This window comes from Thermodesulfobacterium hveragerdense DSM 12571 (assembly GCF_000423845.1).
In the GTDB taxonomy this organism is placed as follows: Bacteria; Desulfobacterota; Thermodesulfobacteria; order Thermodesulfobacteriales; family Thermodesulfobacteriaceae; genus Thermodesulfobacterium; species Thermodesulfobacterium hveragerdense.
This window is the reverse complement of sequence record NZ_AUIT01000007.1, coordinates 1-21,740: the sequence shown is the minus strand read 5'-3', so window position 1 is coordinate 21,740 and position 21,740 is coordinate 1. Positions and strand designations below refer to the sequence as shown.

Here is a 21,740-nt window from a genome sequence, read left to right as displayed (position 1 = left end):
TGTAACAACTTTGTCATTAATTTTTAAATTTTTTTCTTGATTTTCATAGGTTTTGTAATGGCATGCTTTTTGTATTTTAAAAAGAATAAAATTTAATTGGAGGAGGGTGAATTATGAGCATTTATCCAGGTCAACCTAATGCTAGTTCTGCTACAGGTACTCGTAATAGGGTTTCTGACCCGGCACCATACTCTGGGATTTGTTCTGTTTGTTTAGATGGCTGTCCGGGTTTTTGTGAAATAGGTAAGTCCTCTTTTAGAGGAAGAGAGGTCCTTTATCCTCAACCTTTTGGAAAGGTTATCGCTGGTGCTACTAAAAAATATCCTGTAGATTACTCTCATCTTAACATCCAAGGTACTTGTGTAGGGGCTGTAGGTGTTGATCCAGATCCAGACAAAGCTACCTTCCCTGCAGTTAACACAGAAAGAGAGATAGGTAGAAATTACAAAATCAAACTTCGTATTCCTATTTTTACCGGTGCTTTAGGTTCTACTGATATAGCTAAGAACAACTGGGATGAATTAGCCATCGGCGCTGCTATTTCTGGTATTATGGTAGTTATCGGAGAAAACGTGGTAGGTATGGACCCAGAAGCCAAGTTTAAAAGCGGAAAAGTTACTAAGTCTCCAGAGCTTGAAAGAAGGGTAAAGGCTTTCAAGAATTGGTATGATGGTTATGGAGAGGTCATTTTGCAACAGAACGTAGAGGACTCAAGGCTTGGTTCTGCTGAATATGCCATAGAAAAGTTAGGGGTTAACTGTATTGAAATAAAATGGGGACAGGGAGCTAAAGACATCGGAGGAGAGGTTAAGTTAAAAACCTTGGAAAGAGCTTTAGAGCTTAAAAAAAGAGGTTATATCGTTGTTCCTGACCCAGAAAACCCTGTTATTCAAGAAGCCTTTAAAAAAGGTGAAATCAAGGAGTTTGAAAGACACTCAAGGCTTGGGATGGTAGATTATGACGATTTTATGAAGACTGTAGAACACTACAGAAAGGCTGGAGCTAAGTTTGTTTCTTTAAAAACAGGTGCCTACAAGATTACAGACCTTGCCAGAGCTTTAAGGTTTGCTTCTGATGCTGGTATCGACCTTGTTACGATAGACGGAGCTGGTGGTGGGACTGGTATGAGCCCTTGGAGAATGATGAACGAGTGGGGTATTCCTACTATTTACTTACAGGCTATAGCTTACAACTTTGCTAAAGAACTTGCAGCCAGAGGAAAATATGTCCCTGATTTAGCGATAGCAGGTGGTTTTTCTTTGGAAGACCACATTTTTAAAGCCTTGGCTCTTGGAGCTCCTTTCTTTAAGGCAGTTTGTATGGGAAGAGCTTTAATGATCCCAGCCTTTGTAGGTAAAAACATCGCTAACTGGTATAAAGAAGGAAAACTTCCTCCTGAGATTAAAAAGTATGGTGAGTCCTTAGAACAGATTTTTATCAACACAGAGGTGCTTAAAAACAAATATGGAAAAGATTTTGAAAAAATACCTTGGGGCGCTGTAGCTATGTATACTTTTATAGAAAGACTTACCATCGGGTTGAAGCAGCTTATGGCTGGAGCGAGAAAATTCTCTATCGAATATCTTGACAGAAACGATTTGGTAGCCCTTACCAAAGAAGCTGCCGAAGTTACTGGTATTCCTTATGTGATGGAAGCAGATATGGAAAAAGCTTATGAAATCCTTTTAGGATAGGTTAAAGACTGATTAATCCTTTAGGAGTCTAAATTTTTTAAGGGAGGTAGGCAAATCATTTTGTCTGCCTCCCTTTTTTTGTTAAAGGTTTACTTTTTTTTATTTTGCGGTTTAATTATAGAAAAACATTAATCTTCAGGAGGCTCTTGGAGATGTTACTCGATAAGCCCAGGGATAAAAAGGATGTGCAAGAGCTTATTAAAAAACACAACGTTAAGTTTGTTAGTCTATGGTTTACAGATATTTTAGGTCAGCTAAAAAGTTTTACGGTGGCAGTAGAGGAGTTAGACGCAGCCTTTGAAGAGGGTATGGGATTTGATGGTTCTTCCATTCATGGCTTTGCAAGGATTGATGAATCAGACATGATAGCTATACCTGACCCTTCAACTTTTACCCTTTTACCTTGGACCCCTGCTGAGAAAACCACCGCCAGAATGTTTTGTGATATCTATGAGCCAGGTGGAACCCCATACAAAGGTGACCCAAGATATATCCTAAAAATAAACCTTGAAAAAGCTGCAAAACTTGGTTATACCTTTTACATCGGTCCTGAGCTTGAGTTCTTTTATTTTAAGTCAGATAAATATCCTGAGCCTTTAGACGAGGCAGGCTATTTTGACTATTCTTTAGATGCCGCAGAAAATATCAGAAGAGACACTATCCTAACCTTAGAAAAGATGGGTATAAAGGTTGAGTATTCCCATCATGAAGTAGCTCCTTCTCAGCATGAAATCGATTTAAGATATGCAGAAGCTTTGACGATGGCAGACATAGTGATGACCTATAGGGTGGTGGTTAAGGAAATAGCTAAAAGATATGGTGTCTACGCCACCTTTATGCCTAAACCTCTTTTCGGAAAATGTGGAAGTGGAATGCATACCCACCAATCTCTTTTTGTAGGAAATAAAAACGCCTTTTTTGATCCTAAAGATCCTTTTTATCTGTCTGATGTGGCCAAACATTATACCGCAGGCCTTTTAAAACATATAAAAGAGATTACCTTAGTTCTTAACCAGTGGATAAATTCTTATAAAAGGCTTGTGCCTGGTTATGAGGCTCCGGTCTACATCTGTTGGGCAAGAAGAAATCGTTCAGCACTAATAAGGATACCACTTTACAAACCCGGAAAAGAAAAAGCAACCAGGATTGAGCTTAGGTCTCCTGACCCAGCTTGTAATCCTTATCTGGCATTTGCTTGTATGTTAAATGCTGGTCTAAAAGGGATTAACGAAAAATATGAGTTGCCTCAACCGGTAGAGGTTGATGTGTATCACTTAGACCCAGAAGAAAGGGCTTCTTTAGGGATAGACAACCTTCCTGGAAGTTTAATAGAAGCGATAGAATATGCTGAAAAAAGCGAGCTTCTTAGGGAGACCTTGGGAGAACATACTTTTTATAATCTTATAGAAAGTAAAAAGAAGGAATGGGACGAATATAGAATACAGGTGTTCCCCTACGAGTTAGAGAGGTATTTACCTATCCTTTAGAAGAGAGGAGCTTAAAATGGATAAGCTAAACATAGCTTTGGTCCAAATAGACCCAGTTTTAGGAAATTTTGATTACAACTTGAATAGAGTTTTAGAATTTTGGGGGCAAGTTGACGGGTATTCCCACATAGTAATTTTCCCAGAACTTGCCCTTTCTGGTTTTTTCCCAGCAGATCTTTTTTTTGAAACAGATTTTTTACTAAACTTAAAACAAACCATACAAAGGTTGGTAAAGGCCTCAGAAAACTTCAATTCTACCCTTATTATAGGTACCCCTTACTTTAACCGAGGACTGTTTAACAGTGCTTTGGTAATAAAAAAAGGGACGATATTGGCAGAATATCATAAACGCTGTTTAGATGAAGCCTTCAATGAAGGAAGGTATTTTCATCCAGGGGTTAAACCTTTGATCATAAACTTTAATACATTTAAAATAGGAGTTAGTATAGGTTGGGATTGCTGGAAAGATAACGGATGGTTTCATTTCTACAACCAGATGGATGTAGACCTTTTGATAAACTTAGGGGTTTTTCCTTACTATCAAGGGTCTTTTAAAGAAAGAGAAAAGGTATTCCAAGCCTTAACTCAAAGGTTTAATGCTTATGTGGCTTGTGTAAATCTAATAGGTGGACATGAACGTTGGGTTTTTGACGGAAGAAGTTTGGTAATAGACCCTTACGAAGAAATAGTAACCCTTCTTTCTGGATTTAAAGAAGATTTCTGCATTTTATCAATAGATTGTGAAACAATCTTGAGAAAGAAATTATCTAATATTCAACTTAAAAAGGAAAAAGAACCTTGTATGTGTTGTTTTTTTGATGAGGTTTTTTTGGAAGACGGAAGAAGGCCTTTAAGTTTTACAGGGAAAATAGAGGCTAAGTTTTCTGAAGAAGAGGAAGTTTATAAAGCTTTAGTTTTAGCTTTAAGAGATTATGTAGAAAAAAGAGGTTTCAAAAAGGTTGTTTTAGGACTTTCTGGAGGTATAGATTCTTCTCTGGTAGCTTGTATAGCGGTTGATGCCTTAGGTAAAGACAGGGTGGTTGGAGTTTTTATGCCTTCTTCTTTTACCTCTAAAGAAAGTAGAGAAGACGCCACGAAATTAGCTCAAAATTTAGGAATAGAGCTTTTAGAATATCCTATAGATGAGGTCTTTGAAACCTTTAGGAAAACCTTTGGTTATCCTGAGTTTGACGTGGCAGACGAAAACCTTCAGGCTCGTTTGCGAGCTAATATCCTTTTTTATCTTTCTAACAAGAAAGGATACTTAGTTCTTTGTACCTCAAACAAAAGCGAGGCAGCGGTTGGGTATGGGACGCTTTATGGAGATATAGCCGGAGGGTTTGCTCCTATAGTAGACGTTTATAAGACGATGGTTTACAGACTTGCTAAATACAGGAACGGTTTAAAGCCTGACATCCCAGAAAGGGTTTTGTTAAAAGTTCCTTCTGCTGAACTACGTCCTGGCCAAACAGACTATGAAGTTTTACCACCTTATGAAATACTTGATCAAATTTTAGAGCTATACTTTGAAAAAAAAGCCTCTGTTAACTCTATCATAGAAAAAGGTTTTGAGAAATCAGTGGTAGAAAAGGTTTTATCTATGGTGAAAAAGGCAGAGTTTAAAAGGAAACAAGCTCCTTTTGGTCCTAAGGTAACAAAAACCTCTATGGTTGCAGACAGAATTTATCCAGTGTTTTAAGTTTTTCTCAAAACTTCTGATTTTTATGCCCCTTTCTTTGAGTTTTAATTTCCTTTTTTATTTTTATTTTAAATTTTTTATAACCCTAAATTTTCCGACAGAAACTTACAATCATTCATGATTTTCCCCTTTCTCCACCTGCTCTTATAATATCACCCATCGGGTTAAAAATTTCCTAAACCTAAGAGGATTTCTTTATGCCGCAGAAATCTCTTGCCTTTAAGATCCTAAAAACTAACCTGAACTTTCGTTCAGGACTCGTTAATGCCTTCTTAAAAATCTTTAGAATAAAAACCTTAATGGACCAACTTATGCCTTTACCTGGGTCAAACAGAGGTTATAGCGCTTGGCAATATATTCAACCTATCCTTCTTATCCTTATAGAGGGAGCCCATATCTGGTAGGTTAAAAGAGGATATGGGGTAATAATTTTAAAATCAGGGGAAATTGAGAGAGAAAGAGTTGTAGGTAGAAAAAGTATCAAAAAGAAAATTTGGTGGAGGCGGCGGGAATTGAACCCGCGTCCGGAGATAGTTCAGATTAAACCGCTACAGGCTTAGCTTGTGGGGCAATCTTGTAGGGTGCTTGTCACAAGCACCAAGCAACCCTACCAGGTGGGAGGTTTTCTCGAGAGGCTTAACCCCACCAATTAAACCTCTCAAAGCCTGTTAGGTCACACACCTTTAGACCCACAGGCAAGGTCTAAAGGTGCGTGGCAGCAACTCTTAGGCTGCCAAAGCGTAGGAGTATTCGTCGGCAGTTGTGTTTTTGCACCCTATTTAACGTGGTTGGGTGCGACCACGGCCTGCTGTTTAACCCTACCTATCCCCGTCGAGCCCTTTTCGCCCCCATATTTTCAAAGAACTTTAAATAAATTATAAAACATATTACGATTTTTTCAATTGACCAAACCTTCCCTATTTTGTCTGCAAAAATTTATAATGTCACCCTGGAGAAAATCTCAAAACATAAGAGGGTATCATAAATAAAACTACAAAAATCCCTCATTTCAAACCTTCCGCGTTGATATTAATTTAGCAAAATTTTATACATATAATATTATAAAAATTAATTAAAAATATATTTTTAGTTTAAAAATTGCATAAAATTTTAAATTTTATCCTCTATAGGTCATTTAAATTCAAAAATTATGTTTGCATTTATAAAAAAATATTTTAATATTCTTTATTTAAAAATAATAAAGAGGGGTGTATATGTCAGTGTTTAAAAGCAAAATCACCAAAAGAGTCGCAACTTTTGTCACAATTGGTGCACTTTCTTTTCAACTCTTTGGTTGTGCTACTTTGCCTGAAGCTATTGAGTATCGTGAACTATACACTAACTACAAAATGACAGACACCATTTTTCTTGATGTAACCAAAAGAGCTAAATATAAAAATATTTTTGTAGATGTCAGAAATACCTCTCAACTTCAAGAGATAGACACAAGCTTATATAAAAATGCGATAGAGCATAAACTTCAAGCCAAAGGGTATAATGTAGTTCAGGATCCAAGCATTGCTGATTACATACTTCAGGTAAACGTAGTTTATTTTGATTATTACAGAAAAACAGCAGCTCAAGATGGGGCTCTGAGTGGCGCTGTTGCTGGTGGATTAGCAGGTGGTCTTGCAGGTGGAAGAGACGTTGATGCTTTGATATTAGCAGCCATCGGTGCAGGAGTTGGATATGTTGGCGGTGCTTTAATAGGTTCAGCTCTCAAAATAGAAACCTTTGCTGGAGTTGTGGAAATCCAAATCATGGAAAAAACAGAAAACCCGGTTGTAGGTGTAATAACCTCTAACCTTAAACAAGGAACATCTACCACTATCAAGACAGAACAAGCTATCACTACCAACTATCAAACCTATAGAACTAAGTTAGCGGTAACAGCTACCCAAACCAACCTTAAAAAAGAGATAGCTGCTAAAGAAGTAGTAGATAAAACCTCTGTTTTAATAGCTAACTTTTTCTAAAAAAATATATCATTGAACAAGTGAGTAACATTTATCCTGTTTATTACTATGAGTTGCAATTATTTAAAATAAACGTATTGATGGATAAAAAGCTTGAGTTTTATGTATAAAATTTGGTTGGAGGGATATTATGAAAAAATCTGTAAAAATAGGCCTTCTTCTTTTCTCAGTTTTCTTATTTGCTTGTACCCCTAAGGAATTTAAGCTTAATTACCTTGGGGAGCAGGTAAAAATTGTCAATCCAGAACGGGCAATAAAGGTTATAATTGTTTATCCAATCCTTATAGAACATAGTCGAGGCAGAAATATCTATAAAGGAGAAATCAGTGAGTTTATAGTACCAGAACTTCAAAAAAGGGTCCCTGGATATTTAGTAGTAAACAACGCGGCTCAAACCGCAGAAAAGGAGATTACATATGAGTTTATACCTAAAAAACCGACCATAGGGCAATCTTTTTGGAGAGAACTTCTTACTTTTTCTAAAAACACAATTATATGGGAGTGTAAAATCGAGGGAGTTTTAAAGGGTGGAGTGCAAGAAAAATTAATCCTTGGTGAAGGCACGGTGAAATCTGTCAATTATATTTCTCCTGAGATATACAAATCTATTATTGAAGAGTGTTATTTAAAAGCAGCTGAGAAACTTGGGAATGCTATGGCTAACGAAATCCTAAAATAATTTTTATATAATATCTGACAACCTAATTCAGCCTCTATGGGTTTAATTTGAAGATTATTAAACTTAAAAAAGCAGGTTACCTTGACTGTGCTTTAATTTTTTATTATAATAGAGGCAAAAAATTAAAGGGTGAAGGGCTATGATAGAGATTGAAAAAATTAGGGTTAAAGATGTTATGAGTACCCCTGTGTTTACCATCAACGGAAATGCCACAGTTAAAGAAGCGGCAGATTTTATGATAAAAAATGGTTGTAGAGGATTGGTGGTAGAAAAAACAGACGAAGAAGATGCTTATGGAATCATCACAGTTAAAGATATAGTCTACAAAGTAATAGCTAAAGGGTTACCTTTAGAAAAGGTCAAAGTTTTAGAAATAATGACCAAACCCTGTATAACTGTACCTGAATTTTATGACATCAAATATGCTGCGAAACTTATGGAAATGACAGGATTGGTCAGACTTCCTGTAACCAGAGGAGATGAAGTTGTAGGTATCATAACCCTAAGAGATATCATCAAGCCTTTTCTATGATAGACGATTTTTGACTAATGCTGCTTTTTCTATAAACTGAAAAACCTCTGGGATGGTTTTAGCTACTCCTACTTGAGCACAAAATTTAACATCTTTTTCTAGACCAAGTTCTATTAATTCTTTAGCATGCTTAGATAAATAAAAATTTTCTTCTACTGTACGGTTTTTGACCTCTTCTGTTAAAAAACCTGTCTCATCTATCACTTTAAATCCTATCCTTTTAGCTATTTCCCAGGAAGCTACCACATCTTCCTCTGAAAACTCTTCTTTTCCATATACCCCTGCAGGAATTATAACAATATCTTTTTGATGTTTTTGGCTTTCCTCTCTTAAAACCGCAGATAAGGCTTCTGCGTTCAAGGTAGTTCCCACAAATACCCTGGTAGCTCCTTTGCAAGCAAGGATTCTCCTTGCTCCAGAAGTTGAGGTAAAAATAACTAACCTACCCTTTAAGTTAGAAGCAGAAAATATCTCTGAAGGACTGTTACTGTAGTCAAAACCCTCTATTATAAGGTTGTTTCTTTCTCCTACTAACATAGCCTGGAGTAACTCTCTTTTTAATGCCCAGGCATCTTCTACCTCTGAAACCACAAAGATAGTTTCTACCCCTTTTTCTAACAAAGTTACTATAGTAGCACTTGCTCTTAGAGCATCTACTACCACTGCTATAGCCTTAAGATCTCTTGCCTTTTGACAACCCTTGCTGCCTGGAGATAAAAAAACTTTAAACATACCCTTTATTTTTAAACGATATCCTCGGTTGTCAAGCCCTAATTCTTTTCAAACTTTTGTCGCTGTGATAAAATTAGAAAACGATGGAACTTAAAGGTTTTCAGGGCACAAAAGTTTCTCTTATAAGCTTAGGTCTGGCTGTCTTAATCTTTTTAATAAAGATTTTTGCTTATCTTATTACCAAGTCTGTGGCTATCTATTCGGATGCTATGGAATCAACCATAAACATCTTTTCTGCCTTAACAGCCTTTATCGGCTTAAAGATAGCTCTTAAACCGCCTGACCCTGAACATCCCTATGGCCACACTAAGATAGAATACCTTTTTTCTATCGTCGAAGCTACCTTTATTTTTATTGCATCTATCTCTATTTTATGGAAGGCCTTTCAAAACCTTCAAACTCCTCAACCACCACCTAATCTTAATCAGGGGTTTGTTTTAATAGGAATAACTTTAGTCCTTAACGGGTTTATTTCTTTTATAGCCTATTTACAAGGAAAAAAAGAAAACTCACCGATACTAATAGCACACGCCCATCACATATTTACCGATGTTTTAACTACTTTAGGGGTAATGATTGGTCTTTTTGTTGCTAAATTTTTTAATATATGGATTTTAGATCCTTTGATAGCTATGGTTTTAGGGGTCAATATACTTTATATGGGTTATAAAATTACCAAAGAATCGATAAATTCTCTTCTTGATGCAAGCTTACCCAAAGAAAAGGTTGATTCTATCAAAAACATCATCTCTGAAACCATCAAAAATCATCCTCAAAAAGAACAGATTCATGACATCCATGAGTTCAAAACACGAAGAGCCGGAAGAAAAGGATTTGTAGAGTTTCATCTAACCGTTTCAGAAACGATGTCTATTAAATCTGCCCACGATATCTGTAATGAAATAGAAAAAAACATCTCAGAAAAACATGGAGACATCAAGGTAACCATCCATATAGAACCCGATGAAAAGAAAAAACCTTAACCTTTAAGCTTCAGCCTTTCTATCACCATTTCTTGTACTTTACTAAAGTTTATTTTCCCACTTCCCATCTTAGGGAGTTCTTCGATGATTAAAAATTGTTTAGGCATTGCTAAATTTGGGAGCACCTTAGCAAGTTGTTTTACCACTGACTTTTCATCTATCTTTTGGCTTACCACTGCAACGATTTTAGCCCCTTTAATTTCATCAGGTACTTCTACCACACAACATTCTATCTCCTTAGGTAGAACCTTTTCTAACTCCTCTTCTACTTTAACCAAAGATATCATTTCTCCACCTATTTTAACAAACCTTTTAAGTCTTCCGACATGCCAGAGATAACCATCTTCATCTAAATAACCCATATCTCCTGTATCATACCATCCATGTCTTATCCTCATAGAGGTTTCTTCTAAATCGTTATAATAACCTTTCATCACGTTAGGACCTTTTACTAAAATTCTTCCTATTTCATTAGGCCCACACCTTTCTCCTGTTTCGTAGTTCTCTATCATAACTTCCACGTTAGGGAGTGGTTTTCCTACACTCCCAGGTTTGTTAGCATCAGGCATGTTAGCTGAGATGGCAGGTGAGGTCTCAGTAGTCCCATAGCCTTCTAAAAGTATTTTTCTGTGCTTTTCCCACATAGCATCTCTAAGAGATTGAGGACATTTATCTGCTCCACTTACCATAAGCCTTAAGCTGTCAAAGGTTCCTGGTTCTGCCTTTTTAAGATATCCCCACCAAAAACTTGGAGTAGCAGCCATCACAGAAGGTCTTTCTTCCTTTATAATTTGACAGATCTTTTGATAATCAAGTGGGGTTGGATAGGTAATAAACGTCATACCATGATAAAGTGGTGTCCAGAGGTTTACGGTTATCCCAAAAACGTGGAAAAAAGGTAGAATTGAGAGGATAATGTCTTTTTCTGTAAGCTTAGCCATCTCACTAAAACCTTCTATGTTGCTAAGAATGTTTTTATGACTTAATTCCACAGCCTTAGGGTCTTTTTCGCTTCCACTGGTAAAAAGTATAACCGCTGTTTTTTCTGCATCTTCATCGATGTTACAATAAGTCATAAGAAATTTTAAAGGAAGCCGTGAGATGGCTGACGAGATTAACTTTTCTTTTAAGTCTATCTCCTCTATCCAGTCTTCTACAAAAGCCATGTCTTCCAAAACTGGACAGTTTACCCTTTCAAGCAGTTTCTTAGAAGTCACCACCGTCTTAAAACTACATTTTTCCCTTGCATATCTTATGTTATACTCTGGACCGGTAGAATAATTAATCATCACTGGGATTTTTCCAGCCATAAGAATACCTACTACTGTAAAGACGGCTGCAGAGGAGTTAGGAAGCATAACCCCAACCAATCGATCCCTAAATTTTCTTATTTTTCGGGAAAAAATAAGACTTGCAATCAAGGCTTGTTGATAAGTAAACCTTTTATCAATGGCTCTGTCAACAATAGCTATTTTATTAGGATAGGCTTTAGCTGTATAAATAAATTTTTCATGAAGTTGCATGTTCTTTCCCTCTTTTCAAATTAAAAACTATAACGCAACTGAGCGCTTATTATGTCTACATGACCTCGATAATAACCTTTTAAACCACCTCTTCGTTCATCTTCTCCTACAGGGTCTTTATCTATGTAAGATTTTTTAAAAAATATGTGCACATATCCTAAATCAAACTTCAGTTTTTCAGATAAGGTATAGCCTAAACCTAAAGCTATCCAAAACCTGTCTGTGTCTGGGATCCTTGGAGTTCTATGTTTATCAAAAGCAATAGGGGTTTCATCATAGGCTATGCCTGAGCGAAAAACCCATTTATAGGTAGGTTGATAAGATAAGCCTATAGAGTAGCGGAAGCAATCTTTCCACTTGGTGGTAATCACTGTGTCTCCTATGGTTAAAGTATCATACTTAATTCTTAATTCTTCAAACCTGCTCCAACTAGTCCAGGTGATGTCTGCCAAAACGGTCCATTTTGAGTTTAGCTTATGAAAACCGCTAAAAGATAGCATTGGAGGAAGGTCAAGACGGGCTTTAACATTATCTTTATGAAATATACTGCTTAAAGGAAAAGAGATATTTTCAAACTTAACCTTTCCTTTTAGTTGGTGGGTTATCTTAGACCTGTAAGCAACACCCAATCTGGTATTTTCTGAGGGTTCATAGAGAATGCCTGCATTCCAACCAAAAGACCAGTCATCTCCTTTTAATCTGGCAAAACCATCTTGAGTAATTCCATATTTGGTAAAATCTATTGCATTGGTTATTTCTGCCTCTGCCCGTTGAAAGTTTGCCCCTAAACCCAAACTAACCTTTGAATTGAGTTTATAAGCTATAGCTGGATTTAAGTTTATGGTTGTAAGCTTTGACTTTATAGCATGATATCTACCTACCCAGTTTTTGTCATACTCAATCTGTAATCCAAAAGGAGAGTTTATCCCTATACCTAAAAAAAATTTTTCAGATATCGGGGTTGAAACATAAAGGTTAGGAACTATTCCTATTACACCTGCATCTCCTCCGTTGTTTCCGGTAAGAGGTGTTTTATCAGCCTTAATCGAGCCTGTGTTTTTAAAATGAGCGGTAGGTATGATTACATGGGTACCTAAGGAGGCTTCAGATTTATCAAGTTTTGTCAAGCCTGCAGGGTTGTAAAAAATAGTACTTCCGTCTTCAGCTGATGCTGCAGCCCCTGCATAGGCATTGCCAAGCCCACTTACCCCTTGTTCATAAATAGCAATTCCAGCTCCATAAGACTTTACTACTAATAACGGAAAAAAACTTAAAAGAATTAGAAGTAAACTCAAAAACATAAGTCTACCTCTTTTTTAGGTTTATAAAAAATTGAAATCAATTTAGCAAAAAACTTTCAATAAATCAAGAGGGTTTTTATAACGAAATTGCTAATAGAAAATAACATCAAAAAATTTCCTGTAATTTTTAGACTTAAAAATCATATGACTTAGTTACTTTATTAATTTTTGCCCAAATATTATGTATTTTCTACTCCCTTTTCTACCTACAACTCTTTCTCTCTCAATTTCCCCTGATTTTAAAATTATTACCCCATATCCTCTTTTAACCTACCAGATATGGGCTCCCTCTATAAGGATAAGAAGGATAGGTTGAATATATTGCCAAGCGCTGTAATCTCTGTTTGACCTAGGTAAAGGCATAAGTTGGTCCATTAAGGTTTTTATTCTAAAGATTTTTAAGAAGGCATTAACGAGTCCTGAACGAAAGTTCAGGTTAGTTTTTAGGATCTTAAAGGCAAGAGATTTCTGCGGCATAAAGAAATCCTCTTAGGTTTATGGATTTTTCACCTAATGGGTGATATTATAAATCGTTTAGACAGATTGGAAAATACGGGAAAACATGAAAGAATATAAATTTCTATTGGTAAATTTGGGGAAAATTTACATATTATTGACTCAGATTTGTTTATATGATATTTATTTGTTATATAATTTTATTAATAATTTTTGAATGACAAAAATTTTTAAATTTTTAAATCGAGATAAAAATCCTATGGGTAATGTAAAAGCGCCACTTGATTTAACCTTCATAACTAACGAGCAGGGAAGAAACTAAAAAATAGACTTGGAGATCTTATAAAAGACTGTAAGAGTTTTGATTGTTTGGTTGCGTATTTTTATTTGAGTGGTTTTTACCTGATTGTTGAACCCTTAGAACGAACAGAAAAGATAAGGATCCTCATAGGTTTAGGAACGGATAGACAAACCCTTGAATTGATAAAGTCGGCACAGAATCCGTCTTCACGTCCTTCTCATGCAGAAACAAAAGAAAAGGTGGTTGAGTTGATTGAGCAAGAAATGGCTGATTCTGAAGATGACCTTAAGGTTGAAATTGGGATTAAAAAATTCATCGAATGGATAAAAAAAGGAAAGCTTGAAATAAGAGCATATCCATCAAAGAAACTTCATGCAAAGCTCTATATCATGACTTTTAGAGAGGGGGACAGAGACATTGGAAGGGTTATTACAGGTTCAAGCAACCTTACTTATTCTGGGCTTGAGAAAAAACTGGAATTCAACGTTGAACTGAAAAATCCATCCGACTATTTTTTTGCCAAAGAGAGATTTGAAGCGTTGTGGTCTGAGGCTGTTCCTGTCAGTGAGAAATATGTTCAAACAATCAATGAAAAAACCTGGCTCAACGATAACATAACCCCTTACGAATTATATCTGAAATTCCTCTACGAATACTTTAAAGAAGACCTTTCTCTGAAGGAAAAACTTTCTTTGGTTTACTTACCGCAAGGGTTTAAACGGTTTGAATACCAGGAACAAGCAGTGTTGAACGCAAAAAAGATTTTAGAAGAACATGGTGGGGTATTCATTTCCGATGTGGTTGGGCTCGGAAAAACTTATATCACCGCGATGCTCGTAAAACAGCTTGATGGAAGAACGCTTGTCGTGGCCCCTCCTGCACTCCTAACCAAAAATAATCCCGGTTCATGGCCTAATGTTTTTTCCGATTTTAACGTGCAGGCTGATTTCGTATCAATCGGCAAACTTGACGATGCCATTCAGATGATAGAAAACAGAGAATATAAAAATGTTGTGATAGACGAAGCACACTACTTCAGAACAGAGGAGACCAAGAGATATGAGAAGCTTGCAGAGATATGCCGTGGAAAAAGGGTGATTTTGGTATCTGCTACTCCTTATAATAACTACCCAAGCGATATTCTTGCTCAAATCAAACTCTTTCAGAATGTTAGAAAAAGCACCATACCAGGTGTTAGCAATCTTGAAGAGTTTTTCAAAGAGCTTGAAAGAAGGCTAAGCAAAGTCAATCGTCAGAGAGATTACGAAAAATTCCTTGAAATAACAAGAGAGAACGCCAAAGAAATCCGCAACAAAGTGCTGAAACATATCATGATCAGGAGAACAAGAAGCGAGATTGAGAAATACTTTGCCGAAGATTTAGGACGAAACAACGTCAAGTTTCCAGAGGTTGAAGACCCTAAGCCCCTTTACTATCAGCTCAACGATGAAGAAGATGAAATTTTCACAGAAACAGTAAGGCTCATAACTCAAGAGTTTAAATATGCTCGCTACACGCCACTTCTTTATTTAAAAAAAGGAATAAAACCTCTTGAAGAGCAATCGCAGAGGAACATGGCTGGCTTTATGAAAGTCCTTCTTGTTAAGCGCCTTGAAAGTAGCTTCCACGCTTTCAAAAGTAGCATTGACAGGTTTATTCGTTCATATGAAATGTTCATTAAAGAATTTGAAAAAGGGAATGTGTATGTAAGTAAGGACTATATAAATAAAATATTTAACCTCATAGAAAAGGGGGATGATAAAGAAATTCAGAAAATTATTGATGAAGGAAAGGCAGAGAAGTATAACAAAGAAGATTTCAGGCCTGAGTTTGGAAGAGATTTGAAAGAAGACCTTGAAATTTTAAAAAGAATAAAATCAATGTGGGGCAAAATAAAAAGAGACCCCAAAATTGAAGTCCTACTCTCAAACCTTGAAAATAACCCAATACTTAAGGACAAGAAGGTAATTATTTTCACGGAATCAAAAGAGACTGCAGAGTATTTAACAGAAAAGATAAACGAACATTTCAAAAAAGAAATTGCGCTCCTTTTCCACGGGAATTCAACTGAAGCCGACAGGGACAAGGTCATAGAAAACTTTGACGCAAGGGCAAGGAATAAAAAAGATGACTACGGAATTCTTGTGTCAACAGAGGTTCTTTCTGAAGGTGTCAACCTCCACAGGTCAAACGTAGTGATAAACTACGATATACCCTGGAACCCCACAAAGCTGATGCAAAGGGTGGGTAGGGTCAACCGTGTAGACACACCCTTTGACAAAATTTACACCTTTAACTTTTTCTCAATAAAACAGGCTGAGTCTGAGATAGAGCTTACAAACATCGCCCGTTCAAAGATAGAAGCCTTCCTTACCTTGCTCGGTGGAGACAGCGCCATCCTGACTGAAGGTGAGCCTGGATCTTCTCATGAGTTGTTTGATAAACTCCTCTCAAAGAAAACCATCACAGAAGATGAGGAAGAAGAAAGCGAGCGCAAGTATTTGCGGGTTATTGAAGACGTAAGGGACAAAAATCCAGACCTCTTTGAGAAAATAAAACGCCTCCCTAAAAAAAGCCCGCTCAGGGAACGTTTTCAATCCATCTTTAATAAATATTGCAACTCCCGGCTCTCTTGTTACATTTTTCAGAAAAGGAAAGCTAATGAAGTTTTTTCTATCAGATAATAATAGAACGATTGAGCTTGTTTTTTTTGACTACGGCTAAAATCTTGGAATCATTAGTTGACGAAGAGAGGGTAGAAATTCCCGTTGAAACTTACTACGAATTACTAAACAAAAATAAAACAGCATTTTTTTACTCAACAGCGGAAGAGATAGTAACATTCAAGCACAGTAGTAGAGATATTTATCACAGACTTTTCAGAGAGCTTAAGGCAATGCAAAGTCACAGCAAACAGCTCACTGAAGATCAAGAAGAATATCTTCAACGAGTCATAACCTAGCTTAAGCGTGGGGCCTTGCCTAAATAAACTGTAAGAAAAGTCCTGTCTGAGCTAAAAAAAACTTGGCAGAGAAAAATTGAATCCCTTAAAGGTTATTGCAGTCTTGCAAAAAGAGATCTCAAACAGACTTTTTGAAAGTCATTACTCTGAAGTATTTACCGCAACCGAGGAGAAGAGAAAAGTTATACTCTCCTTATACTTGGCAAAGGGTGAGTAGGAGGAAGGCATGGATAGAGAACAGACAAAAGAGCTTATAATCAACACTTTTGAACATCCCTTTGCTAAAGAACGCTTTGTTTATTTCCTGAGAAACCTTCTGAAATCCTTTGAGGAAAGCACCTTTGTTTATCAGAGAAACTACATCCCAGACGCCTTTGAAAAATACGTAAGGTCTCTGGAAAGAGTTGAAAAATATAACCACGACGGAAAGGAGATTGATCTTCTTATAGTAGAGCTTAAGAAGGAGACTTACTTTGAACGAGCAAGGACGATGCAGAGGAACTTCATCGCCTGGTATCTGAAGGGGAGCAGAAGAGGAAAGTTAAAGGATGCCGCACTGGTTGTCTTTGTTTCACCGGACAGTGAAGACTGGAGGTTTTCCCTCGTCAAGATGGACTATCGCTATGAAGAGACGCCTGAGGGCAAGGTCAAAGTTAGAGAAGAGTTTACCTCTGCCCTAAGGTGGTCATATCTTGTTGGAAAGAACGAAAGTAGCCACACTGCCCAAAGCAGGTTTTGCCGCTTCTTGAAAGAGACCAGCCACCAAGCCTTGAAGATTTAGAAGAGGCTTTTAATGTTGAAGCTGTCACTAAAGAATTTTTTGATGCCTACCGCTATGCGCTCCACGAAGTAATTATCAAAAATCTAAAACACAAGAATATAAACGAAATTCCTTATGAGAAAAAACATTCCTTTGCACAATAAATGCTATCAAGAATACTGTTTATTTACTTCCTTCAAAAGAAAGGATGGCTTAAATGGAAAAAACTACGAGCAGGATAAAAGTTATTGAAAAATTTATGGTTTAAATAAATTTTATTCTATCTGGTTAAAAAGCCTATTTTTTGGAGCATTTAATAAAAGATTTCAATGCATCCATTCTGAGTTGCCTGACGATATTAGAGAATCTTACTCCACGATGCCGTTTTTAAATGGTGGTCTTTTTTCGGAGAATGAATGGGATGAGATTGGCTTTGATGTTCCTGATGAAGTTTTTGAATGGTTGTTTGAGCCTGATTTGGGGTCTTCTGACAAAAAGAAGGGATTTCTTGAAATTTTCAATTTTATCATTGATGAGGCAACACCTCTTGACGTGGAAGTTGCGGTTGACCCTGAAATGCTCGGTAAAGTATATGAATTCTTGATAAACGAAGAAGAACGTGGTACTTCTGGAATTTTCTACACCCCCAGAAATGAAATAGATTTTATGAGCAGGTTGTCGTTAGTTGAATATCTTCATGCAAAAACAGGCATTGACAAGCAAGATTTAATAGACCTTATTTTTAATTCAGCATCAATCGGCAAATATGAAAACATTGATAAATTGAAACTCATCCGCAGATACCTTGAAGAGGTTAAAATTGTTGACCTTACGGTTGGTTCAGCGTCTTTTCTTGTTGGAATGATGAATATTCTGGTTGATCTTCACTCTGAATTAACAAAAAGGATTGAGAGCAGAGAAGAAAATCTGTTTGCCCTGAAAAACAAAATAATCCTTGAGAACCTTTACGGGTTTGACGTTAAAGATTGGGCTGTTATGGTTGGTGAACTTAGTCTTTGGCTTTCACTTAACCGATGAAAAATATATGGATATTTACACAAAACCACTTCTTCCGAACCTTTCTTTTAAAATTCGCCAGGGCGACTCATTGGTTGAAGAGATAGGAGGGTTGTTCATAAATCTAAGAGGGGATGCTTTAAAAACATTGCCAAATTCAATCCAGTAGAAAATTTCTGAACTGGTTGATAGAAAAGCAGATTATTTCTCAGGAAAAAGAATTGCAGACTTAAAAGAAAAGTATGAGATAAAAAGCTTAGAGATGGAGATTTTTAGGGAGATTTTGCAGAGAAGAATTGATGAATTAACAGAAAAAAAGAAATCTTAAAGAGAAAGAATTAAATATGTTAAAAGGTCAAAAAGATCTTTTTGGAAAAGATAAATCACAAGAAAAAGAACTAAAAAACTTGAAGAAGAAATAAAACAATTTGAAAATGAAATACACAAATACCAAAATGTTCTTTATACAATCGGTAAAAGTGAAAAGAAGGATTACTTTCTTTGGGAAATTGATTTTGCAGAAGTTTTTGCCTTAAAAGGTGGCTTTGACATCGTAATTGGTAATCCACCCTATGTTAGACAAGAGCTCATAGCTTCACCACTTGAAAGAGAAGAGAATTACACTCCTGATAAATGGAGAGATATAAAAAAACAATACAAAGAGAAGCTTATTCAAGCGGTTCAAAGCGTTTGGAAAGATGTTAAAAAATAGACAAAAAGAGTGATTTATATGTCTACTTCTACTATCAAGGCTTATCCCTGTTGAATGATGGCGGAATTTTTTGTTTTATAAACTCCAACAGCTGGCTTGATGTAGGATATGGTGCGGGACTTCAAGAATTTTTGCTTAAAAACATGAGACCTATTTACATAATTGATAACATTGCTAAGCGTTCTTTCAAGCAGGCAGATGTTAATACAGTGATTGTTTTAATTCAGAAGCCAGTAAACAAACTGGAAGATTATGTGATAAAATTTGTTGCTTTTAAAAAACCATTTGAAGAAGCCATATCGCTAGATGTTCTTAAAGAAATTGAAATAGCAAACAAACCTATTTTTGACCATCTTCTCTTTAGATTTTATCCAAAAACCAAAAAAGAGCTTTTAGAAGAGGGCGTGGAATATCTAGAAGAAACAGAATTAGGATTAAAGCATTCTGTAGAATCTTTACCTTATATAGGTAACAAATGGGACGGAAAGTATCTTAGGGCTCCGGAGATTTATTTTAAAATTCTGGAAAAAGGAAAAGATAAACTGGTAAAATTGGGAGATATTGCAGATGTAAGATTTGGAATCAAAACAGGTGCCAACGAATTCTTTTATCTTAAACCAGTTGGTATGAATGTCAAAGAAGTTGTTGAGATTGCCGAAAGAGATTCAAAAGCATTGATTAGGGTTAAGAATGGTGCTGGTTGGGAAGGTGAAATTGAAGCAGAGTTTTTAAAGCTGGTGATAAAAAGTCTTAAAAATATTAAAAGCCCCTTTGTTGAGTTAGAAAACATAGAATTTTTAGTATTGATTGCAAAAGAGGAAGATTATTCTACTTCTATGTTTTTAAAATCTTAAATTGATTGGGGTATAAAAAATAGATTTCATCTTAAACCAAAATGCAAATCTCGGAGATGCTATTTTGAATTGCCTGATATTTCTGGAGAATTGTTATTTAATATGCCTTCCGGAAATAGATATTTGGTTCCTTTAAACGAAGAGAATTATTTTATTGATGCGCGTTTATATGCAATAAAAAAGTTAAAAAATATAAATAGCGAAAATTTTTTTGTTTCATTAAACTCAATATATTTAGTGATATACTGGGAAATTGCTGGAAGAGTAATGACAGGTAGTCTTCCATCGTTGGATTTAAAAGTTTATGAACTCAAAGATACATTAATTTTAAATCCAGAACTTTTGAATAAAGAACATTGTAAAAAAGTTTATACGAAACTAATAACTAGAGAAATATACAACATCTTCACCGAGCTTGGCTTTGACAAAACAAAACCAATCCGCGACCAAGAGCCCAACCCATTACCAGACAGAAAAGAATTAGATGACATCGTTTTTGATGCTTTAGGACTTACCGAAGAAGAACGTAAAGAAGTCTACTGGGCAGTAGCCGAGTTGGTAAAAGCAAGATTAGATAAAGCAAGAAGTGTATGAGGATGGATAATGAAATAATGAAACAATGATATGCATGAAAATATAGATAGGTCTTCATCATTAGATGATTACCAGATTCATATTTTCAATGGATTAAAAGAGATTGGAAAAGAAATTGCAAATTTATATTACGATGGTGTGAGGATATTCGAAAGTAATTTTACTTCAAAACCATACTTACTAGCCCATATAGCAAGGGAAATTGAAGGGGGAATAAGAGACATATTTGCTTCTAATATTAAAGAAAAAGTTCAAATATGCCCACAATGCTATTCTAAAAAACAACTACACATATAGATGAAATATGTCAGTTCCTTGGCTTAGACAAAAATGATGAATTTGTACAGGAATGGCACAATGTAGCAAAGGAATTCCATAAATATGCTCATAGACATGGCGCATGGAAAACCCCGAGAGAGAAAGATGTATTTGACAATTTATGGAAAAGGTTTGAAAATATTTTAAATCACTTAGTTGAAGATTATATAAAAATAACTCGGTTAATCGATAAAATCTTAGAAACTAAACAACCAACAGAGTAAATTTTAGGAACATTAAAAAATTTACTTAAAAATGAAGTCAGAAAGCAGTATTTTTTCAGAAAGTTGGAGCATATTGAATGGTTTGAATCATTAAAAGAAAAAGGTTATTTTTCAGCGGAAAAAGCTCCGGGTTCAAAACCTGCAGATAAAGAAAGTTATTGGACAATTCCATGCTGGGATGTCTTACCATATTTAGAAAAAGTTTCTCAACAGGTCAACGAACCAACTAATGAAAAATATATTGATGAACTTCTATGTATAATCCGAGAGGTCACTAAATACTACATTGAACATGAGAGGATATTAGACAATTTTCTAACCTGGTATTCCTTTGTAAAAATTCTTTGTAATATACCAAATGATAGAATTCCGGTTGATATTATTGACTTAATTCTCATCTGGCTTGATTCAAAATTTGATAATATTCTGTCCACAGCAGAAATTATAGAAAAACTGCTTCCCAAATTTTTAAACAGCGATGATCCTAATGACTGGATAAAAGCAGAAAAAATTGTAGATGCTGTTACTCAAATAAAATGGATTCCTATATATACAGAAAAGGAAAAAGAAGAAATAAGAGAAAAACATAAACATATTTTTGAGAAACCAGAAGAACAGAGAACAGATGAAGAGAAACTTCTAATTGAAATATTATTAGATGAAGAAGAACCTAAAACAATAGTAGATACATACTGGCTTGGAGAAGTATTTATAAATAAAAGGATTGCATCAAAAGTTGGAGAGAAATTTAGTGAAAATATTATTTTTAATTTAGCAGATAAATTAAAAAGTATTTTTAAAAAGAAACAGGGAGTAGAATATAAATTGTGTCTTTTAATAAAATATTTTAGAGGCATAATAAAAATTTTTAATATTTTTTAAATTAATGATAACATAAAACCTAAAAGACTAAACTAACCAGGAGGTCTGTAAAAT

Annotated in this window: 21 protein-coding genes and 1 other RNA gene; 17 read left to right on the top strand and 5 right to left on the bottom strand. The window is 35.6% G+C overall.

The genetic code is table 11. The features are described from left to right. Nucleotides 1-113: 113 nt before the first annotated feature. The 4 genes from G580_RS0103130 (at nt 114) to G580_RS0103115 (ending at nt 5,284) form a co-directional block, all read left to right on the top strand. Nucleotides 114-1,694 carry an FMN-binding glutamate synthase family protein gene (locus G580_RS0103130; RefSeq protein ID WP_028841006.1) on the top strand — a complete coding sequence of 527 codons (1,581 nt, stop codon included), beginning with the start codon at nt 114-116 and terminating at the stop codon, nt 1,692-1,694. 152 nt (nt 1,695-1,846) lie between these two features. Continuing rightward, nucleotides 1,847-3,181, top strand: coding sequence for a glutamine synthetase family protein (locus tag G580_RS0103125; RefSeq protein ID WP_028841005.1), 1,335 nt, complete (start codon nt 1,847-1,849; stop codon nt 3,179-3,181). Between the two features lie 16 nt (nt 3,182-3,197). Next, nucleotides 3,198-4,880 carry an NAD+ synthase gene (locus G580_RS0103120; protein WP_028841004.1) on the top strand — a complete coding sequence of 561 codons (1,683 nt, stop codon included), beginning with the start codon at nt 3,198-3,200 and terminating at the stop codon, nt 4,878-4,880. Between the two features lie 197 nt (nt 4,881-5,077). Continuing rightward, entirely contained in the window at nt 5,078-5,284 is a 207-nt protein-coding gene (locus tag G580_RS0103115; protein ID WP_028841003.1) for a hypothetical protein, read from the top strand. Nucleotides 5,285-5,374: 90 nt separating this feature from the next. Here G580_RS0103115 and ssrA read toward each other — a convergent pair. Then, nucleotides 5,375-5,730, bottom strand: a transfer-messenger RNA (tmRNA) gene (gene ssrA, locus G580_RS11235). A 364-nt stretch (nt 5,731-6,094) separates the two neighbouring features. Here ssrA and traT point away from each other — a divergent pair. The 3 genes from traT (at nt 6,095) to G580_RS0103095 (ending at nt 8,067) form a co-directional block, all read left to right on the top strand. After that, the gene (traT, locus tag G580_RS0103110; protein ID WP_028841002.1) at nt 6,095-6,856 is read left to right on the top strand and encodes a complement resistance protein TraT; all 762 of its coding nucleotides are present in this window, start codon (nt 6,095-6,097) and stop codon (nt 6,854-6,856) included. Nucleotides 6,857-6,986: 130 nt separating this feature from the next. Then, nucleotides 6,987-7,535, top strand: a complete 549-nt coding sequence (locus G580_RS0103105) for a hypothetical protein (protein WP_028841001.1) — start codon at nt 6,987-6,989, stop codon at nt 7,533-7,535. Between the two features lie 139 nt (nt 7,536-7,674). After that, nucleotides 7,675-8,067 carry a CBS domain-containing protein gene (locus G580_RS0103095; RefSeq protein WP_038041435.1) on the top strand — a complete coding sequence of 131 codons (393 nt, stop codon included), beginning with the start codon at nt 7,675-7,677 and terminating at the stop codon, nt 8,065-8,067. Here the strand turns inward: G580_RS0103095 and G580_RS0103090 are convergent. Beyond that, a complete protein-coding gene (locus G580_RS0103090; protein WP_028840999.1) occupies nt 8,062-8,799 on the bottom strand; it encodes a 2-phosphosulfolactate phosphatase in 738 nt (245 codons plus the stop codon). The two genes, G580_RS0103095 and G580_RS0103090, sit on opposite strands and share 6 nt — an antisense overlap. Before the next feature lie 83 nt (nt 8,800-8,882). Between G580_RS0103090 and G580_RS0103085 the strand changes: the two genes are divergently transcribed. Continuing rightward, nucleotides 8,883-9,782: a cation diffusion facilitator family transporter gene (locus G580_RS0103085; RefSeq protein ID WP_028840998.1), complete on the top strand. Its 900-nt coding sequence runs from the start codon at nt 8,883-8,885 to the stop codon at nt 9,780-9,782. Here the strand turns inward: G580_RS0103085 and G580_RS09750 are convergent. From G580_RS09750 to G580_RS0103070, 3 genes are all read right to left on the bottom strand, one after another. After that, nucleotides 9,779-11,305 (bottom strand): AMP-binding protein, encoded by a 1,527-nt coding sequence (locus tag G580_RS09750; RefSeq protein WP_028840997.1) that lies wholly within the window; start codon nt 11,303-11,305, stop codon nt 9,779-9,781. The two genes, G580_RS0103085 and G580_RS09750, sit on opposite strands and share 4 nt — an antisense overlap. 20 nt (nt 11,306-11,325) lie before the next feature. Then, the gene (locus G580_RS0103075; protein ID WP_028840996.1) at nt 11,326-12,606 is read right to left on the bottom strand and encodes an OmpP1/FadL family transporter; all 1,281 of its coding nucleotides are present in this window, start codon (nt 12,604-12,606) and stop codon (nt 11,326-11,328) included. A gap of 270 nt (nt 12,607-12,876) precedes the next feature. Beyond that, on the bottom strand, nt 12,877-13,083 hold the full coding sequence (locus G580_RS0103070; protein ID WP_028840995.1) for a hypothetical protein: 207 nt from the start codon (nt 13,081-13,083) through the stop codon (nt 12,877-12,879). A 348-nt stretch (nt 13,084-13,431) separates the two neighbouring features. Between G580_RS0103070 and G580_RS09745 the strand changes: the two genes are divergently transcribed. The 9 genes from G580_RS09745 (at nt 13,432) to G580_RS0103035 (ending at nt 21,686) form a co-directional block, all read left to right on the top strand. Then, nucleotides 13,432-16,047, top strand: coding sequence for a helicase-related protein (locus tag G580_RS09745; RefSeq protein WP_211211342.1), 2,616 nt, complete (start codon nt 13,432-13,434; stop codon nt 16,045-16,047). Nucleotides 16,048-16,551: 504 nt separating this feature from the next. Continuing rightward, complete coding sequence (locus G580_RS0103060; RefSeq protein WP_028840994.1) at nt 16,552-17,106, top strand: hypothetical protein; 555 nt, start codon at nt 16,552-16,554, stop codon at nt 17,104-17,106. Next, nucleotides 17,061-17,249 carry a hypothetical protein gene (locus tag G580_RS11410; RefSeq protein WP_156874774.1) on the top strand — a complete coding sequence of 63 codons (189 nt, stop codon included), beginning with the start codon at nt 17,061-17,063 and terminating at the stop codon, nt 17,247-17,249. The genes G580_RS0103060 and G580_RS11410 overlap by 46 nt, the downstream gene beginning before the upstream one ends. 214 nt (nt 17,250-17,463) lie before the next feature. Continuing rightward, nucleotides 17,464-18,123, top strand: coding sequence for a DNA methyltransferase (locus G580_RS0103055; RefSeq protein WP_028840993.1), 660 nt, complete (start codon nt 17,464-17,466; stop codon nt 18,121-18,123). Between the two features lie 361 nt (nt 18,124-18,484). Beyond that, nucleotides 18,485-18,814, top strand: coding sequence for an Eco57I restriction-modification methylase domain-containing protein (locus tag G580_RS11945; protein WP_425425813.1), 330 nt, complete (start codon nt 18,485-18,487; stop codon nt 18,812-18,814). Then, nucleotides 18,811-19,668 (top strand): Eco57I restriction-modification methylase domain-containing protein, encoded by an 858-nt coding sequence (locus G580_RS0103050; RefSeq protein WP_425425812.1) that lies wholly within the window; start codon nt 18,811-18,813, stop codon nt 19,666-19,668. Before G580_RS11945 ends, G580_RS0103050 begins: the two co-directional genes overlap by 4 nt. A 69-nt stretch (nt 19,669-19,737) precedes the next feature. Beyond that, nucleotides 19,738-20,262: a hypothetical protein gene (locus tag G580_RS0103045; RefSeq protein WP_156874772.1), complete on the top strand. Its 525-nt coding sequence runs from the start codon at nt 19,738-19,740 to the stop codon at nt 20,260-20,262. A 30-nt stretch (nt 20,263-20,292) separates the two neighbouring features. Then, a complete protein-coding gene (locus G580_RS0103040; protein ID WP_028840990.1) occupies nt 20,293-20,559 on the top strand; it encodes a hypothetical protein in 267 nt (88 codons plus the stop codon). Nucleotides 20,560-20,867: 308 nt separating this feature from the next. Next, a complete protein-coding gene (locus G580_RS0103035; RefSeq protein WP_028840989.1) occupies nt 20,868-21,686 on the top strand; it encodes a hypothetical protein in 819 nt (272 codons plus the stop codon). Nucleotides 21,687-21,740 lie beyond the last annotated feature (54 nt).

Excerpts from the sequence above, each read along its gene's own strand:
- G580_RS0103130 (WP_028841006.1), top strand. The coding sequence starts at position 114 with ATGAGCATTTATCCAGGTCAACCTAATGCTAGTTCTGCTACAGGTACT.
- G580_RS0103125 (WP_028841005.1), top strand. The coding sequence starts at position 1,847 with ATGTTACTCGATAAGCCCAGGGATAAAAAGGATGTGCAAGAGCTTATT.
- G580_RS0103120 (WP_028841004.1), top strand. The coding sequence starts at position 3,198 with ATGGATAAGCTAAACATAGCTTTGGTCCAAATAGACCCAGTTTTAGGA.
- G580_RS0103115 (WP_028841003.1), top strand. The coding sequence starts at position 5,078 with ATGCCGCAGAAATCTCTTGCCTTTAAGATCCTAAAAACTAACCTGAAC.
- traT (WP_028841002.1), top strand. The coding sequence starts at position 6,095 with ATGTCAGTGTTTAAAAGCAAAATCACCAAAAGAGTCGCAACTTTTGTC.
- G580_RS0103105 (WP_028841001.1), top strand. The coding sequence starts at position 6,987 with ATGAAAAAATCTGTAAAAATAGGCCTTCTTCTTTTCTCAGTTTTCTTA.
- G580_RS0103095 (WP_038041435.1), top strand. The coding sequence starts at position 7,675 with ATGATAGAGATTGAAAAAATTAGGGTTAAAGATGTTATGAGTACCCCT.
- G580_RS0103090 (WP_028840999.1), bottom strand. The coding sequence starts at position 8,799 with ATGTTTAAAGTTTTTTTATCTCCAGGCAGCAAGGGTTGTCAAAAGGCA.
- G580_RS0103085 (WP_028840998.1), top strand. The coding sequence starts at position 8,883 with ATGGAACTTAAAGGTTTTCAGGGCACAAAAGTTTCTCTTATAAGCTTA.
- G580_RS09750 (WP_028840997.1), bottom strand. The coding sequence starts at position 11,305 with ATGCAACTTCATGAAAAATTTATTTATACAGCTAAAGCCTATCCTAAT.
- G580_RS0103075 (WP_028840996.1), bottom strand. The coding sequence starts at position 12,606 with ATGTTTTTGAGTTTACTTCTAATTCTTTTAAGTTTTTTTCCGTTATTA.
- G580_RS0103070 (WP_028840995.1), bottom strand. The coding sequence starts at position 13,083 with ATGCCGCAGAAATCTCTTGCCTTTAAGATCCTAAAAACTAACCTGAAC.
- G580_RS0103060 (WP_028840994.1), top strand. The coding sequence starts at position 16,552 with ATGGATAGAGAACAGACAAAAGAGCTTATAATCAACACTTTTGAACAT.
- G580_RS0103055 (WP_028840993.1), top strand. The coding sequence starts at position 17,464 with ATGCCGTTTTTAAATGGTGGTCTTTTTTCGGAGAATGAATGGGATGAG.
- G580_RS0103040 (WP_028840990.1), top strand. The coding sequence starts at position 20,293 with ATGCATGAAAATATAGATAGGTCTTCATCATTAGATGATTACCAGATT.